This is a genomic window from uncultured Acinetobacter sp. (assembly GCF_947626835.1).
Lineage (GTDB): Bacteria > Pseudomonadota > Gammaproteobacteria > Pseudomonadales > Moraxellaceae > Acinetobacter.
On sequence record NZ_CANQTS010000016.1, the window covers coordinates 1 to 16,155 of the forward strand.

A 16,155-nucleotide genomic window follows, 5' to 3' on the forward strand; every position below is an offset into this window, starting at 1 on the left:
AGGACAATAGAAATCTCCCACAAGCCTTAGACATTGCATTTAACTTAATGTAGCTTATGTTTTTTATTTAGCTATAACGGTAATAGTTCACATTATTGACATGACCCAAGGCATCCATATCGCCCCAATCGACACCTTGTTCAAATATCATTGGATAATCACTCAGCGAGAGCATTTTTATTTTTCCTTATAACTTAATTACAATATGGTTAGTGTTTTTCTCAAAAATAATATTTAAATGCGTAAGGAGTTCTGGCTGTTCTTTTAATGCATGTTGAACTCTTAAATAGCTCATTAAAACATGTTCAGGATACATGTGTAGTAATTGTTCAGCCTCAGTTTTACGGTTGGTAATTTTATAAACATAATATTTGGCAAAAGTTAATACAGGTACACTTGGATATTGCTCCTCCCAAGAGGCAATATGTTGCTCTACATCCTGATAATCGGGTTGAGTTTGTAACATTTGTTGTTCAAACCATAAATAAAATACATCTTCATGAAATTGTTTTAGCAATAAGTGTTCAGCTAGATTCTTTGCATGTGCTTGCATATCGTCTAAACGTACTAAGAGCTTCAGCCATAATAATTTTACCTCAGAGGTTTTTTGCTCAATTTCGGGCAATAAGTCCATATAACGTTGTTTAAGATGGTTTAAGTCATCTGTATTAGCTTTCTCAAATTGTTGTAATAATTGTTCAAGCCAAACAATTTTACTCGGTGTTGGTAAATGTCCATATTGAGTAGCGCGTAAATAGTCCCAAGGAAATTGCAAGGCAAACTTAGCCCATAAGGCATTCAGACGTTGTTGATAGGCTTGTGCTACATCTTCTAACCATGGCGAGAGCGCATGTTGATGTAAAAATTCTAAATGGGTCAGTGCCTGTTGGGCATCTTTTTCAGCCAAATAGATTTCAATGCGTTGTAATTCAGCCAATTCAAAGGCCATGCTATGGGTTTGATTAAGTGCTAACAGTGCTTTTTTAGGCTGACCTTGCATATTGGCCAGACGTGCATCCATCACCCCTTGTAATAAGGTAGAGTGTTGAAATACCCGCTGAATAAAATCTTGTTGATCGCGTCCTGCATCTAATAACCAAATCACAGCCAATTGTTCATAAGGATGCAGATTTTTAAAATTAAATACATTGTCACGCTGACGCTGTACGCGGCTTAAATAGCGCTTTAATAGATACCAATAAGTTTGTGCCACTAAACTTAACAACGCTAAAGCAATAAATAATAGCCACACATTGGTTTGAAGTTGCCAATCACGCCAATACAGATATACATAGCCCACACCATGCCCATAACTGAGCAGCGTCAACAGTGCAAATATGATCAAGCTCATCAAAGTATAAGCAATTAAAATGTGGCGCATAACTTATCTCAATAAAGCTCGTGTAGTCAGTGCAGGCATTGCTAAATGACGAATAGCCTTGGCCTGTTCAATATGCATGATCAACTGCCTGGCTTTTTGATCAGGTAAAGCTGTTAAAATAGTAACAACAGCATTCATTTCTTGTTGATAGGCAAGATACTGACCTTGTAGCAATAATTGACGTGCCAAAAGTAAATGTAATTGTGCTTCTTTAAGCACAAATTGGCGTTGCATCAAGACTTTAGATGGTTGTTCTACTTGTTCTAGTTTGAACCATTTTTGCCAAAATGCAGCCTGTTTTTCATGCGGTACCGCTAAATTTTGCTGACCAATCTCTGCATTGAGCATCACATCAACCTGCTGCAATACTTGATTAAATTGTTGCTGCTGCGCTTGTTTGGCAGTTACAAAATTTTGAATATCTTGACGATCTTGAATAATCGCAGCAGCTAAAGCAGCTTGTAAGCTCTCAGCAAGGCTCGATTGCTTTAGATCAGCATCTAAATGACTGAGCTTTTCTAAAGCATAAGCATACTGCTGTTGTTTTAAAGCAAATTCAATTAAATCTAAATGTTGCTGTATCAACACCACAGGATGAATCTCTTGCACGTCATTATGAGGCTCAGTTACAGGTGTTTGTTGCACGTTGTCACGTTTGAGTGCCACTAAACGATCATTGAGATTGGCATTTTGCTGCTCGGCTTGATGAAGTTTTTGCTGTAATTGGGCTTGCGCTTGATTAAGTTGAATCAAATCATAACTGAGCTTGGCAAGCCATGCGAAAAGCAAAATTGCAGCTAAGATCAAGATTTTTTTCATGCTTTTCCTTTCTCAAGCCTAAGATGTGCCAAAATCGTGGTGGGATGTAAGGTATCTAATCGTGTAATCTGAAAATCAGCCTGTTGCTGTTGGCGAGCCTGCTGTAGCAACTTTGCAACACGTGTGCCAAGCACCATGTAGTGCGCCTTTTTTATGATCTCAGGTTGATTTTGCCACAATGCTTGCCAATTTAACCAACTTGCTTCACTACTGATTAATACAGTATAAGCCAAATTTTCCTGTATTTTTTTGGCAAGTAAAGGCATTAACGTCTGACACATGGGCGGACATTGGCGTTGATACAAGACAAAATTTAAAATATGCATGCCTTGCGCTTGCAATTGTTGCATCATAAATTGCCGCCCGCCCTCACCGCGCCAAAAAGTAATCCGACTGCCTTGTGGTAGCTTTTGTAAACATGGCAGTTGTAACATCCCTTCTGAAGTTTCTACCTCAGGAATCAACGCTTGAATGCCGTATTTTTCCAAGACTTGTGCAGTTTTAATACCCACAGCAATCCACTGAATATGGCTCAATTCTTCAAGTTGAATGCCTGTTTGTTGCAAATACTGCATACCAACTTCAACTGCAGTTGGACTAACCACCACAATCACTTGCGCACTGGGTAACTGCCGATAGAGCTCGTAGAGTTCTGGACTCAACTTAAGTGCTTGTAACTCAAGTAACGGCAGCTCAAATACAGTGATGTCCTGTTGAGACAATGCCGCAGTTAATGCTGCGGCACGATCTTGAGGGCGAGTATTGACAAATAACATATTATTTTTGATACAACGCTTGGAGTAACTCACCTGCGCCTTGCGCCAAAAGCTGGTTGGCAAGCTCAATACCTAACTCTTCGGCTTGTTGTGGCAGACCTTGCACTTGGGCTTTAAGTAAGGTTCTACCATCTACGCTGCCCACACGACCTTCAAGCCGAATATGTCCATCTGTTAGTGTGGCATAGCCTGCAATTGGGACTTGGCATCCACCTTCTAAATAGGCATTAAAGGCACGCTCTGCACGTACACAAACATTAGTTTCAGCATGCATAAGCGGTAAAATTAAATCTAACACAGCTTGATCGTTGCTGCGGCATTCTAAGCCTAAGGCACCTTGCCCAACAGCCGGTAAGCTGACAATGGCATCTAAACTATGACGAATACGCTCAGGCATCTCTAAACGCTTTAAACCAGCGCTGGCTAAGATAATCGCGTCATAAAGACCTGCATCAAGCTTAGATAAGCGCGTACCTACGTTGCCACGTAAATCTAAAATTTCTAAATCAGGACGGGCTTGTAGAATCTGACATTTACGACGCAAACTTGAGGTGCCCACTTTGGCGCCTTGCGGTAAATCGGCAAAATTGGCATAAGTATTGGATACAAAGGCATCGAGCGGATCTTCACGCTCACAAATTACAGCAAGTTCTAAACCTTCAGGCAATGCCATCGGTACATCTTTCATTGAGTGTACCGCCAAATCGGCACGACCATCTAACAAAGCTGCTTCTAATTCTTTAACAAATAAACCCTTACCGCCAATTTTAGCCAATGGGGTATCTAAAATTTTGTCGCCCTGAGTGACAAAGGTCACCAATTCCACTTTTAAATCTGCATGTAAGATTTCTAAACGTGCACGAATGTGTTCCGCCTGCCAAAGTGCAAGCGGGCTTTGTCGAGTGGCAATTTTCAGGGTTTTCATAGGCTATAACATCATCTTTGCAATATGCTTAAACTTAACCTGATCCCTTAAAAATGCAAGTGCTTTTAAAGTTTTTGAATCCGCTCACGTAAGCTGGGCAAATGCCGACGGCTCACTGCAAGGCGCTCATCTAACTCACGACAGCGTACTTGATACTGTCCCGCGCCCAAAACTTCTAAGCCATCTAAATACGCCACAGCCACCAAAGCATTGCGATGAATACGAATAAACTGCTCAGGAAATTCTTGTTCTAAATCTTTTAAAGTTTCATCAATTAAAACACTGCCATTTTTATGGCGCACCGTGACATATTTTTGATCGGCTAAAAAATAATAAATATTTTCGATGGGAATTAATTCCACACCACGATAGGTTTTCGCAGCAATTTGCTGACGTGTTACTTTAATTTCGTCCATATCTTCTTGTTGTTTTAAAGCGCTCAATTGAGCTTGGTTAATTTTAGTTAGCCGCCCTAAAACCTGTTGCAATTCCTGTTGCATAATCGGTTTTAATAAGTAGCCATCTGCCATACGAAATGCTTCAAGCGCATGTTCGTCATACGCTGTACAAAACACAATTGCAGGCATGGGGTCAAGCTGCTGTAAATATTCTGCACAGGTTAAGCCATCCATTTCAGGCATTTGAATATCAAGTAATACGACATCCGGTTGATGGAATTCAGTCAGTTCAATTGCTTGCTGACCATGACTTGCCACTGCCACCACGTGGTGTCCAAGCTGCTCCACCAATCGTGACAAACGTTGAGCTGCTAAAGCTTCATCGTCACAAATTAGGATGTCCATGCTTCCTCCTTTTATCCAAAAAAATCAAAGTTTTGTGTGGCTATTGTTGTTATTTATAAAGATATTGTACCACTGTAGTAAATATTCCATCGCCTGCATAGCTTTGAAATGTTACCTTTTCCCCAAAATAGGCTTGCAGACGCTGTTTGACATTATCTAGCGCAATTCCATTGCCACGTTTTGTACTTAAATCATCAGCCAAATAAGGATTACTAATAATAATATTGACTTGGTTGTCTAAAATTTCAATCAAAATGGTAATTTGACTCGGTTGAATAATTTTTTCTACCCCATGCGCAATACTATTTTCAAGTAAAGGCTGTAAGGTCAGTAATGGAATTTTAACCTCACGCGCGCGTTCTAAATGTACAAATTTCCATTCTATATTTAAGCGCTCCCCCAAGCGTACTTTTTCAATAGCCAAATAACGTCGACATAATTCAATTTCATCATTTAAGCTGACCAATTTTAATTCTTGTAAACTGGCGCGAAACAAACGCGATAAATCCATCAGCATTTGTTCAGCTTTATCTGGGTCAATACTAATTAAACTTAAAACATTATTTAAACTATTAAATAAAAAATGCGGTTGAATACGGGCTTGTAGGGCTTGAATACGAGCTTTGAGTTCGCTTTGTTGTTGTCTTGACCATTGCTCGCGTAAAAAAACATAACGAAAACAAAATAAACCCAATAATACCCCATAACTTAAATGCAGGCTTAAGCCCTCAAACAATATCTCAATAGAAAAATGTTCTAACTGCCAATAACTGCCCCAATACATTAAAAAATTAATGCTAATAGTGGTGAGTACCACCAAAGCTTGTAATAAAAAAAAGCCTGAAATTAAATTTTGGCTTAAAGAAAAATGCTTAAGCTTAGGCTGTATTTTTTCAAAACACGCCACAAAGCTTAGTAATACCCAATTGATATATAAGGCGTATTCTAATAAACGTAAACCGCTTAAATTGCCCCACCCACGTGCTTCGGCCAAACTTAACAGCATCGCTAAAATATTACTGGCAATAAATAATTCAATTAGATGTTGCCAACGGGTATTTTTAGTAAAAAAATAAGTAAATTGCGTTTTATCCGACGCAGACACGACAGTTTCAGCCGCTTGTGTATGAGCAAGCCTTTTTGAATTTGTTATACTCGTTGTTAAATCACTGCTTTTTTTGTTGAGCCGACATGACCACATCTTCTAATTCCTCAAATTCACAAGCCCAAACTTCAGGCATGTGGGGCGGCCGCTTCGCTGAAGCGACTGACGCATTCGTTGCAGAATTTACCGCATCTGTACAGTTTGACCAACGTTTTTATCAACAAGATATTGCAGGCTCAATCGCACATGCGACCATGCTTGCTAAAGTGGGTGTGCTCACTGAACAAGAACGTCACGACATCGTCAATGGTTTAACCCAAATTAAAGCTGAAATTGAAGCGGGTCAGTTTGAATGGCGCATTGATCTTGAAGATGTGCACATGAATATTGAATCACGTTTAACCCAGCGTATTGGTATTGCAGGTAAAAAATTACATACAGGTCGTAGCCGTAACGACCAAGTAGCAACTGACATTCGTTTATATGTACGTGATGAAATTGACGCGATTTTAGTTTTATTGCAAAAACTACAAAAAGGCATTTTAGGCTTAGCAGCTAAAAATACCACCACCATTATGCCCGGTTTTACTCATTTACAAACTGCTCAACCAGTAACGTTTGGTCACCACCTACTGGCATGGTTTGAAATGCTAGTACGTGACTCAGAGCGTTTAATTGACTGCCGTAAACGTGTCAATCGTATGCCGCTTGGTTCTGCTGCCCTTGCAGGTACGACTTACCCAATTGATCGTGCTTATACCGCTGAACTTTTAGGTTTTGAAGCAGTATGCGAAAACTCTCTTGACGCGGTGTCTGATCGTGACTTTGCTATTGAATTTAATGCCGCAGCGTCGTTAATTATGATGCACTTATCACGTATGTCAGAAGAGTTAATTCTTTGGACATCAGCGCAATTTAAGTTTGTAAACATTCCTGACCGCTTCTGTACCGGTTCTTCAATCATGCCACAGAAGAAAAACCCAGATGTACCTGAATTAGTACGTGGTAAGACGGGTCGTGTCTATGGCGATTTAATGAGCCTATTAACACTCATGAAAGGTCAACCGCTTGCTTACAACAAAGACAACCAAGAAGACAAAGAACCATTGTTTGATGCCATTGATACCGTACGTGGTTCACTGATGGCATTTGCAGACATGATTCCTGCGCTTGTACCAAACATTGCAGAGATGCGTGAAGCCGCACTGCGTGGTTTCTCAACGGCAACCGACCTTGCCGATTACCTAGTGAAAAATGGCGTAGCATTCCGTGATGCGCATGAAATTGTTGGTAAAGCAGTTGCACTTGGTGTTCAAGAATCTAAAGACTTATCTGAATTAAGCCTTGAGCAATTACAACAATTCTCAGACTTAATCCAAGCCGATGTGTTTGAAAAAGCCTTAACCTTAGAAGCTTCTGTGAATGCACGTAACCATATTGGTGGTACAGCGCCTGCACAAGTAGAAGCCGCTATTGCGCGTGCACATGAGCGTTTAGCGCAGTTATACGCTTAAAATTTTCATATTTACTGGAGCTGTACGATGTCTCGCCAAGTATTTTGCCGTAAGTACCAACAAGAAATGGAAGGCTTAGCCTTTGCCCCATTCCCAGGCCCAAAAGGTCAAGAATTGTTTGACACTGTATCTAAACAAGCATGGGGCGAATGGTTAAAGCATCAAACTACACTGATTAACGAAAAACGTTTAAATGTGTTTGAAGCAGATGCCAAAAAATTTCTAGAAGAACAACGTGAAAAGTTCTTTAACAATGATGAAAGTTTGGAAAAAGCGGAAGGTCTAAAGCCTGAGTAAGGATGAGTACAGCAATGCGCTAAGCAAACATAAGGCAAAAACTCTGCTTTAAGTCTGATCTAAGGCTCTTATCTAAGCTCGCTTTAAAAAGAATCTCCATATTTGGGGATTCTTTTTTTATTCAGCTTCAAAACTAGACAAGATAAAAAGCGCTTCAAAGCAATTGCCTTTTTAATCGATCTAGTTGTTTAGCCACATCTACAAACTTAGCCCTTACATAAATTTGCGCTAAGCTTGACTGCTTAACCATCTATTCAATCATCAATATTAGTATAACAATAAACCACAATAGATAGATTTTTTAGACGAACTATACAGTTGAATTAATGCTGATGTTTAGTGAATCGATTGTTTTTAAATTTTAAAGCATTTAAATAAACTGCTTGAAAAGCTCGGCTTCGCTTTTAATTTTCACCCAAATAATTAAATTTTGAATGTGCTAAGCATCACAGATATTCTTTAAAAAGCGTGGTTTATAGATTATTTTTCCAACAAAAGTGCTTGTTTTTTACAAAGTAGATACATATAAGCATAAAACACAACAATCCTATACAATAAGCCACAATACAAGCCCACGGCTTATCTATACACTGATCATCATTAAGGAAATGTTATAGATTTTCTAAATAGTTTTAAATTTGTTCCCAAATCTTCCCCCAAAGATTTGGGATTTTTTTTGTCAAAAAACAGCCCATATGGACTGTTTTTTCACTTAAACAGATTTAGTTTTTTTGTACTTTTTGTTCAATTTCTTCCAAACTGGCATGGCGCACATCTAAGCCTTTCACCATATAAATCACTTGCTCAGAAATATTGCGTGCATGATCACCAATACGCTCTAGCGAACGTAGCACCCACAGTACGTTAATCACACGCGAAATATGACGTGGATCTTCAATCATATAGGTCATTAAAGTACGTGTTGCCGATTGATATTCACGGTCAATATCGGCATCTGCCAATAACACATGCAATGCTTGATCAATGTCTAAACGGGCAAATGCATCTAAAGCTTCATGAATCATGACACGGACTTGGTTACCAATATGTCGGGTTTCCATATAACCGCGTGGCGAGCCACCTTCTTCACACAGATTTTGTGCAATACGGGCAATTTTGGCCGCTTCATCACCAATACGTTCTAAATCGGTATTGGCTTTGCTCATGGCAATCACCATACGCAAATCACTTGCCGCAGGATGACGACGCGCCAAAATCAAAGTCAATGCTTCATCAATTTCGCTTTCTAATTTATTGACTGCATTGTCTTTAAACTGCACTTCAAGCGCCATGTTGACATCGGTATCTAACAAAGCATGAATGGCGTTAGTGACTTGCTGCTCTACCAAACCGCCCATGGTCATAAACTTGGTGTTTACAGCCTGCAAGTCTTCGTTAAATTGCGAAGAAATATGATGGTTTAGGACAGGATTGGTTGGGCTCAAAGTTATCACTCCACGGCACGTTGAAGACAGAAGGTTAGCAGCGTGTTATTAAAGCGTGCTTATGTGACCATTATATGACAAGTTTATTTTTGGATAAGCCATGTATTGAGCTCCATTAAGTCTTGCTCATTGAGCTGTCCGACTGCAGCTTTAAGATTTAACACATTGATTAAATAGTCATATTGGCTATTTAGATAGTCCTGTTTGGCTGCAAATGCGTTGCGCTGCGCCAATAATACGTCCACCATATTTTTCAAGCCTTCACGATATTGGGCCTGTGAAGCGAGCGATACATGTTGTGCAGATTGCATAGCAGCTAGACGTGCTTTTAATTTGGCTTGGTCAGTTTCAACCTGCATATAGGCTTTACGCACCTCAGTATTGGCCTGACGACTAGCTGCATCTACCTCTGCCATGGCTTTTTCAATGCTTAGTTGCGCTTTTTCAATGTTAATTTTGGTGCGCCCACCATTAAATGCATTCCAATTGACCTCTACCCCCACTTGGTCAAATTGACCATCATTGGCAATGGCACTGCTTGGACGTTGTTGGTTATAGCCATAACTTGCCACTGCTTCAACTTGTGGTAAGCGTGCAGCTTGCTCAACCCGTTTGGCGTCTTGTGCATATTGTTGTTGTAAGCGTGCTTGTTGCAAAGATAAATTGTGGCTTTGTGCCAAATCTTGCCATGCTTGAATATTGTCTGGATACGGCTTTTGATAGTCAAAATCAGCGCGCAGTACCGCTAAATTTTCACGGTAGGGACCAATCATCTGTTCAAGTTGTTCTTGTGCCAATAACACTTGTACTTGCCCTGCAATACGATTAGCACGTGCATTTTGATATTGTGCGTCGGCTTCACTCACATCACTGCGTGCCACTAAACCTTGACGCAATTTGGCTTGCATCATATTGAGCTGTTCAAGTAAGGCTTTTTCTTCTTCCACATAGGCTTGAGTTAATGACTGCTGTCTTAACACATTAAAATAGGCTTGAGCGGTATTTAAGATCTGTTGTTGCTGTTGCAAACGTAAATTGATCTCACTCAAAGACAGTGAGGTTTTGACTTGTTTTAAAGCCTGCCATGCATCCCAACGAAATAAAGGTTGTCGTGCTGTCACGGAGGCTTGACGCTGAGTTGAGCTGCTTGGGACTAAATTGCTATTTTCTAAACCGGGAATGTTAATGGCTTGATTTTTGTTGGTGGCTTGATTTTTACGGATGATATTGGCATTCACACTCACCGTAGGCAATAAATTACCTTGCGCCAAACCTAAATTAAGTTGATCGACTTGATATTGTAATTGATTGGCTTGCCATGTCGGATCATTCTTTTGTGCCAACTGATATGCGGTGACTAAATCTAACCCATAACTGCACGGCGCAGCAATCATTAAACCTGCCACAAATAAGAGTTGTTTTTTCATAAAAGTAAGCCTTAAGCGAGTGCCAAAACAGCGATTTCATCAGAAATAATAGGGGAATAACTTTTGTAGTTTCACTATACTTGTAACGTATTTTTTACATAAATTGCCTTTTAAAAACGTATCATTTGCTTAAACTATCTTGAGCTTTAGAGTAAAGCTTCAGCATTAACTAAACGCTATCAGAATACTACATATTGATAGCATTTCTATATGCATAAATCATGCAAAATATCCTTTCTCCCAAGATCGCAGTTGTGTTCTTATGCTTCCAACATTGTCCTTAACTGATATTAAAAAGTTATTTTTGCCAGTGTTGTGCTGCGTCTTTTTTGTTGCCTGTCAGCCCTCAGAACGCCCGATTATTCCAGAAACCACCACAGTCAATGATGATAATAAAGTTGAAGTTGATTTAAATGCGCTGTGTGAGCAATTAAGCCATGAAATGCAACAAGTCGACCATCAACGTACCTTATTTGTCTTACAGCAAATCAATCAAAATTTAAAAGTGTGTCTGCCCTTAATGACTACAGCAGAGCAATTAAAACTGCTAGATCATTCTACACACATGTATGAAAAATTCTTATTTGTAGAGCGTACACCCACTCAACAAGCGGCTTTTGAGCAATATGTCAACGCAGTTGCTGCTCATCCAACTCTACAGCAACAGCATTTTGAACAAATGAACTTACGTGATCAATACTTAGTGAAACACCAAGGTCAAGGCTATGTAGAAGTGGTGACTTTAAATGATGGTGGTGTGGGGTATCGGCGTAGTCCACAATATTTAGCACGTGTCTTTGCACCTTACTTACCCGAAGCCGAGCAAGCTTTTATTCAGGCTTTGGCTGATCAAAACACTCAACCTATATTTGATCATCATACGATTCAGGTCGAGCCTTTGATACTTGCTGAACGTGCCTTGTTTTGGGAAAACTATTTAAAACACTACCCAGATAGTCGTTATGCAAGTGATGCGCGTTATCTGTATCACAGTTATAGCCAATTGCTGTTTATTGGCAATCATAATGATAAAGTTTCAGAAAATTATCATGGTTTACAGAGCATTGATCCTCAACATTTAGCTGCGATTGAACATTTAGCACAACAGACAAAATCTACACTTGGGCAAAAAGCTATACAATTTTTAAAATTAATTCAAAAACATAGCGATTTATCCAGTATAAGTTTAGAGCAAGAATATCAAAACACGGTGCGGTCTATTCAACAGGAATTGAATTTAGTACAGGTCAATTTTAATGATAAAAATTGTTTTGCCGATGCCGTATGCAGTTAGACATTTAGGCTATTAGTGTTGTTTTTTTAGTCCTGTTACACTGAAGCCCGCTTGACGGAGCGCGAGTAATTGACTCGCTGAGATTTGATCAATGTAGTTTTACATTTAATCCAAAGTACCGTTGAACCTGATCAGGTTAGTACCTGCGTAGGAATCAAGCCACTAAAAACTCATGTATTCTTTATGCTTAAATTTAATTTTTAGGCATAATCCTGCCACGTTTTTGGTCGTGCTTGATTCGTTGATATTGCAAAGGATCATGGACATGAACCCATTAACGAATCTTCAAGACAGTCTCATTCAACAACACGAGCAAGATGCTCAAGACCTCACGCGTGTTTTACCCGCGTCTAAAAAAGTGTATGTACAAGGCTCACGCCCTGATCTTCAAGTGCCTATGCGTGAGATTGAACTTACTGCAACGCCAACCGGCTTAGGCGGCGAAGACAATCCCCCGCTTTTGGTCTATGACACTTCAGGCGTCTACACCGACCCTAATGTTGCTATTAATCTTCAACAAGGCTTACCAAAAGTACGCGATGCTTGGATTGCTGAGCGACAAGATACCGACGTTTTAGATGCGTTAAGTTCGCAATTTGGACAAGCACGTTTACGTGATATTGCCACAGCGGATATTCGTTTTCAGCATTTAACAAAGCCACGACGTGCCAAATGTGGTCACAATGTCACGCAAATGTATTATGCCAAACAAGGGATCATTACCCCTGAAATGGAATACATTGCGATTCGTGAAAATCAGCGTCAACATGCCGGTACAGATCTGCGTCAACATGCCGGACAAAACTTCGGTGCGAAAAATATTAAGGAAATTACCCCAGAATTTGTCCGCCAAGAAGTGGCCGCAGGACGTGCCATCATTCCGGCCAACATTAATCATCCTGAATGTGAACCGATGATTATTGGACGTAATTTTCTCGTTAAAATTAACGCAAATATTGGCAACTCAGCTTTAGGCTCTAGTATTGAAGAAGAAGTGGCCAAAATGACGTGGGCCACTCGTTGGGGTGCCGACACCATTATGGATTTATCTACTGGTAAGCATATTCATGAAACCCGTGAATGGATTATTCGCAACTCTCCTGTTCCAATTGGCACAGTCCCAATTTACCAAGCCTTAGAAAAGGTCAATGGTGTTATAGAAGATTTAACTTGGGACATTTTTAAAGACACCCTGATTGAACAAGCCGAGCAAGGTGTGGATTACTTTACCATTCATGCAGGTGTGCTACTGCACTATGTACCTTTAACTGCACATCGTTTAACAGGTATTGTTTCGCGTGGTGGTTCAATCATGGCGCAATGGTGCTTGGCACATCACCAAGAAAACTTTTTATATACCCATTTTGATGACATCTGCGAAATCATGAAAGCCTATGATGTATCCTTTAGTTTAGGTGATGGCTTGCGTCCCGGCTCTATTCAAGATGCCAATGATGCAGCGCAATTTGCTGAACTGCGTACTTTGGGTGAACTAACGCATCGTGCATGGCAACATGATGTTCAAGTGATGATTGAAGGCCCCGGCCATGTACCGATGCATATGATTAAAGAAAATATGGATTTACAACTTGAGGTCTGTGGCGAGGCACCCTTTTATACACTCGGGCCTTTAACCACCGACATTGCACCGGGATATGATCATATTACCTCAGCCATTGGCGCAGCCATGATTGGTTGGTATGGCACCGCCATGCTGTGTTATGTCACCCCCAAAGAACATCTTGGTTTACCCAATAAAAAAGACGTCAAAGATGGCATTATCACCTATAAAATTGCAGCCCATGCAGCCGACCTTGCCAAAGGTCATCCCGGTGCACAAGCCCGTGATAATGCCCTATCTAAAGCTCGTTTTGAGTTCCGTTGGGAGGATCAATTTAATTTAAGTTTAGATCCCGATACAGCACGAAGTATGCATGATGAAACCTTACCTAAAGACGCGCATAAGTCAGCACATTTTTGTTCGATGTGTGGGCCTAAGTTTTGCTCGATGAAAATTAGTCAAAATGTGCGCGATTACGCAGAAAATCAACAAATTGCCGATGGGTTAAAGCAGATGAAAAACAGTTTTATTGAACATGGTCAAAAAATATACCACAAGCAATAAAAAGCCTTTTCTCTGCCGTTTATTCTCAGTTAGGATGAAGTGAAATACTTCAGCCTAACTGTACTTATGACGATTATTAAACAGGCCACTTATTTAAAAGATGCGGTTATTATCGAAAAACGTGAACATGCTTTTCGTGGTTTCATTCAGGTTGAAAAAGTAAGTTTGCGACATCGTTTATTTGGGCAAGATCACTATAGCAAAACTTTGCAACGTGAATTGGTGCATCGCCCTGAAGCCGCAGGGGTACTGATTTATAACGACCAACAACAACAATTCGCTTTAATTGAACAATTTCGTATTGGCGCGCTCGATGACGCAGCTTCACCATGGCAGCTTGAAATTATTGCCGGTGTGTTAGATGCCGATGAAACGCCTGAAACGTGTTTGTATCGTGAAGCACAAGAAGAAGCTGGTTGCAGTTTATTTGATGTACAGCCCTTATTTAGTTTCTACCCTTCGGCTGGCGCATGCTCAGAACTTTTTCATTTATATGTAGCACAAGCTGAGCTACCAGCCAGTGGTTCAATTTTTAGCATGCCCGATGAAGGAGAAAATATTCAACTGCATGTGTTTGATTACAAAGATCTAAATCAATTAATGACCACTGGTCGTCTAAAAAATGCACCTGTCATTATGGCATTGCAATGGTTACAACAACATATTAAAACCCTGAGTGATGTCAAGTAAGAGGCAGATGTGATGAAGCATGCTTTATCCGATGATTTTGTTTTAATTCAAATTTCAGATACACATTTAATGGCTCAGGCTACGAGCGACTTTGTCAATGTGAATCCTGAACAGAGCTTTTTAGCGGTTCTTGAGGATATTCAAGCACGTTATCCGCATGCACATGCCTTATTACATACTGGTGATTTAGCACAAGAAGCGGTCACCTCTACTTATGCGCGTTATTTAAACCAGATTGAGCAACTGGCAATGCCGTCATTTCAAGTGCCCGGCAATCACGATGACATTCGTTTTTTTCCTTTTTACCAACAGCAAAATACCGCGCATGTCATTGACTTTAATTCATGGAGCTTAGTGTTGCTCAATAGTGCCGTACCACATCAAGTCGATGGTTGGGTCAATGAAGATCAACTAGAGCAACTCGATGCCTTGTTAAGCGCACGTCCTGAGCAACACATTGTATTGGGTTGTCATCACCATCCATTTGCCATGCAATCGAATTGGATCGATCAACACAAACTTAAAAATAGCCAAGCCTTAACGGATGTATTGGCACGACACAGCAATGTAAAAGTGGTTTTATTTGGTCATGTGCATCAAGAATCATGGCATCAATGGCAAGGGATTGAGTTTTTTTCTAGCCCTTCAACTTGTGTGCAATTTAAACCAAAAAGTGAGGACTTTGCTTTAGGGAAAGAGGCCCCCGGTTACAGAGTCTTACACTTAAAACATGATGGTAGCTTTAGCACCGAGGTACATCGCCTTACACATCTACAACAGAATATTAATGTTGAAATTTCAGGTTATTAACTTTCCATTTTGATTTTTTTGTTTTAAGTTATGCCTTCCCATGGACCCGTGATAATTCGAATCCAAGCATCAAAGACTATTAAAAAGCATAAAAAGTCTATATGATGACGACCCCCGAACAGCACAACGCGATTTGGGGTGGATAACAACATCGCATATCACCATATTTTTTTGTGGGTACATACGCTACACACATATGATGAGGAATGCCCTATATGGCGAATGACAACCAAAATCAAGTCTTAAACGAACAAACCGACGTTGTAAAACGTGTGCGTAAGACCAAGCCAAAGACAACTGAAGGTGGGTCTACTGCGAGCCTATTTGGTATCGAGCCGTATCAGCCTAAGAAAAACGAAGAATATATGTCCGAAGGACAGCTTGAGCATTTCAGTCAAATTTTATTGGCATGGAAAGAAGAGCTGATGTCTGAAGTCGATCGTACCTTAAACACCATGCAAGACGAAAATACCGCTTTGCCTGATGTGAATGACCGCGCGACACAAGAAGAAGAGTTTGCCATTGAATTACGTACACGTGACCGTGAACGTAAATTAATCCGTAAAATTGAGCAATCAATTCAAGCGATTAAAAATGACGACTACGGTTTTTGTGAAACTTGTGGTATCGAAATTGGTTTACGTCGTTTAGAAGCGCGCCCAACTGCGACTTTATGTATCGACTGCAAAACCTTGGCTGAGATTAAAGAAAAGCAAAATAACGGTTAAGTATGACTGTTATTGG

General features: G+C 40.2%; 15 protein-coding genes, 1 pseudogene and 1 riboswitch. Of the genes and pseudogenes, 7 read left to right on the forward strand and 9 right to left on the reverse strand.

Translation table 11 applies throughout. The features are described from left to right. Positions 1–70 precede the first annotated feature (70 nt). From Q0Z55_RS07735 to Q0Z55_RS07765, 7 genes and pseudogenes are all read right to left on the reverse strand, one after another. A pseudogene (locus Q0Z55_RS07735) lies at positions 71–175 on the reverse strand (acyl-CoA thioesterase); the annotation flags it as partial. A gap of 12 nt (positions 176–187) precedes the next feature. Continuing rightward, the gene (locus Q0Z55_RS07740; RefSeq protein ID WP_297426626.1) at positions 188–1,381 is read right to left on the reverse strand and encodes a heme biosynthesis protein HemY; all 1,194 of its coding nucleotides are present in this window, start codon (positions 1,379–1,381) and stop codon (positions 188–190) included. 3 nt (positions 1,382–1,384) lie between these two features. Next, entirely contained in the window at positions 1,385–2,200 is an 816-nt protein-coding gene (locus Q0Z55_RS07745) for a hypothetical protein (protein ID WP_297426629.1), read from the reverse strand. Next, a complete protein-coding gene (locus tag Q0Z55_RS07750) occupies positions 2,197–2,976 on the reverse strand; it encodes a uroporphyrinogen-III synthase (protein ID WP_297426738.1) in 780 nt (259 codons plus the stop codon). The genes Q0Z55_RS07745 and Q0Z55_RS07750 overlap by 4 nt, the downstream gene beginning before the upstream one ends. Position 2,977: 1 nt before the next feature. Continuing rightward, positions 2,978–3,901 carry a hydroxymethylbilane synthase gene (gene hemC / locus Q0Z55_RS07755; protein ID WP_297426632.1) on the reverse strand — a complete coding sequence of 308 codons (924 nt, stop codon included), beginning with the start codon at positions 3,899–3,901 and terminating at the stop codon, positions 2,978–2,980. 65 nt (positions 3,902–3,966) lie between these two features. After that, positions 3,967–4,704, reverse strand: coding sequence for a LytTR family DNA-binding domain-containing protein (locus tag Q0Z55_RS07760; protein ID WP_297426635.1), 738 nt, complete (start codon positions 4,702–4,704; stop codon positions 3,967–3,969). A 49-nt stretch (positions 4,705–4,753) separates the two neighbouring features. Continuing rightward, the gene (locus tag Q0Z55_RS07765; protein WP_297426638.1) at positions 4,754–5,905 is read right to left on the reverse strand and encodes a histidine kinase; all 1,152 of its coding nucleotides are present in this window, start codon (positions 5,903–5,905) and stop codon (positions 4,754–4,756) included. Between Q0Z55_RS07765 and argH the strand changes: the two genes are divergently transcribed. Both argH and Q0Z55_RS07775 read left to right on the forward strand, forming a co-directional pair. Next, positions 5,896–7,323, forward strand: coding sequence for an argininosuccinate lyase (gene argH, locus Q0Z55_RS07770; RefSeq protein WP_297426641.1), 1,428 nt, complete (start codon positions 5,896–5,898; stop codon positions 7,321–7,323). The genes Q0Z55_RS07765 and argH overlap by 10 nt on opposite strands. Before the next feature lie 27 nt (positions 7,324–7,350). After that, the gene (locus tag Q0Z55_RS07775; protein WP_297426644.1) at positions 7,351–7,620 is read left to right on the forward strand and encodes an oxidative damage protection protein; all 270 of its coding nucleotides are present in this window, start codon (positions 7,351–7,353) and stop codon (positions 7,618–7,620) included. Between the two features lie 722 nt (positions 7,621–8,342). Here Q0Z55_RS07775 and phoU read toward each other — a convergent pair. Together phoU and Q0Z55_RS07785 are read right to left on the reverse strand one after the other, a co-directional pair. Next, positions 8,343–9,065, reverse strand: coding sequence for a phosphate signaling complex protein PhoU (phoU, locus tag Q0Z55_RS07780; RefSeq protein WP_297426647.1), 723 nt, complete (start codon positions 9,063–9,065; stop codon positions 8,343–8,345). An 83-nt stretch (positions 9,066–9,148) separates the two neighbouring features. Beyond that, a complete protein-coding gene (locus tag Q0Z55_RS07785) occupies positions 9,149–10,492 on the reverse strand; it encodes a TolC family outer membrane protein (protein ID WP_297426650.1) in 1,344 nt (447 codons plus the stop codon). Between the two features lie 262 nt (positions 10,493–10,754). On the opposite strand from Q0Z55_RS07785, the gene Q0Z55_RS07790 reads away from it, so the two are divergent. The 5 genes from Q0Z55_RS07790 (at position 10,755) to dksA (ending at position 16,139) form a co-directional block, all read left to right on the forward strand. Next, positions 10,755–11,786: a hypothetical protein gene (locus Q0Z55_RS07790; RefSeq protein ID WP_297426654.1), complete on the forward strand. Its 1,032-nt coding sequence runs from the start codon at positions 10,755–10,757 to the stop codon at positions 11,784–11,786. 45 nt (positions 11,787–11,831) lie between these two features. After that, positions 11,832–11,957, forward strand: a riboswitch (TPP riboswitch). A 94-nt stretch (positions 11,958–12,051) separates the two neighbouring features. After that, positions 12,052–13,911 carry a phosphomethylpyrimidine synthase ThiC gene (gene thiC / locus Q0Z55_RS07795; RefSeq protein WP_297426657.1) on the forward strand — a complete coding sequence of 620 codons (1,860 nt, stop codon included), beginning with the start codon at positions 12,052–12,054 and terminating at the stop codon, positions 13,909–13,911. Positions 13,912–13,977: 66 nt separating this feature from the next. Next, complete coding sequence (locus Q0Z55_RS07800) at positions 13,978–14,601, forward strand: NUDIX domain-containing protein (protein WP_297426661.1); 624 nt, start codon at positions 13,978–13,980, stop codon at positions 14,599–14,601. A 12-nt stretch (positions 14,602–14,613) separates the two neighbouring features. Beyond that, positions 14,614–15,411, forward strand: coding sequence for a 3',5'-cyclic-AMP phosphodiesterase (gene cpdA / locus Q0Z55_RS07805; RefSeq protein ID WP_297426664.1), 798 nt, complete (start codon positions 14,614–14,616; stop codon positions 15,409–15,411). A 215-nt stretch (positions 15,412–15,626) separates the two neighbouring features. Further along, positions 15,627–16,139 (forward strand): RNA polymerase-binding protein DksA, encoded by a 513-nt coding sequence (dksA, locus tag Q0Z55_RS07810; protein ID WP_297426667.1) that lies wholly within the window; start codon positions 15,627–15,629, stop codon positions 16,137–16,139. Positions 16,140–16,155 lie beyond the last annotated feature (16 nt).

Bases quoted from the DNA above. Each gene is read 5' to 3' on its own strand.
- Q0Z55_RS07740 (WP_297426626.1), bottom strand. From the start codon at position 1,381: ATGCGCCACATTTTAATTGCTTATACTTTGATGAGCTTGATCATATTT.
- Q0Z55_RS07745 (WP_297426629.1), bottom strand. From the start codon at position 2,200: ATGAAAAAAATCTTGATCTTAGCTGCAATTTTGCTTTTCGCATGGCTT.
- Q0Z55_RS07750 (WP_297426738.1), bottom strand. From the start codon at position 2,976: ATGTTATTTGTCAATACTCGCCCTCAAGATCGTGCCGCAGCATTAACT.
- hemC (WP_297426632.1), bottom strand. From the start codon at position 3,901: ATGAAAACCCTGAAAATTGCCACTCGACAAAGCCCGCTTGCACTTTGG.
- Q0Z55_RS07760 (WP_297426635.1), bottom strand. From the start codon at position 4,704: ATGGACATCCTAATTTGTGACGATGAAGCTTTAGCAGCTCAACGTTTG.
- argH (WP_297426641.1), top strand. From the start codon at position 5,896: ATGACCACATCTTCTAATTCCTCAAATTCACAAGCCCAAACTTCAGGC.
- Q0Z55_RS07765 (WP_297426638.1), bottom strand. From the start codon at position 5,905: ATGTGGTCATGTCGGCTCAACAAAAAAAGCAGTGATTTAACAACGAGT.
- Q0Z55_RS07775 (WP_297426644.1), top strand. From the start codon at position 7,351: ATGTCTCGCCAAGTATTTTGCCGTAAGTACCAACAAGAAATGGAAGGC.
- Q0Z55_RS07785 (WP_297426650.1), bottom strand. From the start codon at position 10,492: ATGAAAAAACAACTCTTATTTGTGGCAGGTTTAATGATTGCTGCGCCG.
- Q0Z55_RS07790 (WP_297426654.1), top strand. From the start codon at position 10,755: ATGCTTCCAACATTGTCCTTAACTGATATTAAAAAGTTATTTTTGCCA.
- thiC (WP_297426657.1), top strand. From the start codon at position 12,052: ATGAACCCATTAACGAATCTTCAAGACAGTCTCATTCAACAACACGAG.
- Q0Z55_RS07800 (WP_297426661.1), top strand. From the start codon at position 13,978: ATGACGATTATTAAACAGGCCACTTATTTAAAAGATGCGGTTATTATC.
- cpdA (WP_297426664.1), top strand. From the start codon at position 14,614: ATGAAGCATGCTTTATCCGATGATTTTGTTTTAATTCAAATTTCAGAT.
- dksA (WP_297426667.1), top strand. From the start codon at position 15,627: ATGGCGAATGACAACCAAAATCAAGTCTTAAACGAACAAACCGACGTT.